The organism is Meridianimarinicoccus marinus (genome assembly GCF_040689105.1).
GTDB lineage: Bacteria > Pseudomonadota > Alphaproteobacteria > Rhodobacterales > Rhodobacteraceae > Meridianimarinicoccus > Meridianimarinicoccus marinus.
Map to the genome: position 1 here is coordinate 1 of NZ_JBFBVU010000136.1, position 257 is coordinate 257.

1 protein-coding gene is annotated in these 257 nt (G+C 37.7%); it reads left to right on the top strand.

Features of this window, described 5'->3' with window-relative positions:
- Window positions 1–13 precede the first annotated feature (13 nt).
- Window positions 14–257, top strand: a 244-nt coding sequence (locus AB0T83_RS20495; RefSeq protein WP_366195035.1) for a hypothetical protein, incomplete at its 3' end; no start/stop codon positions are given.

Here is a 257-nt window from a genome sequence, read left to right on the forward strand (position 1 = left end):
TACGAAGTTGAATATGACTTTTGACCTGACTCCTGGTGCCTCGATTGAGCTTTTGAAGGATTCTTTGAAAATGCCGGCCGGAACTCAGGATATGAATAAAGTAATTGTTGATGAATTGCTAAAAAACGGCGTATATTATAAAGTTACGTCCGAAGATCATCAGTTTACAAAGAACTACCTGATTAAAATCGTGAAAACAGATGGTGGATTTGTTCCAACAGAATATGGTTTTGAAGATACGGCGATCGATAAGGATG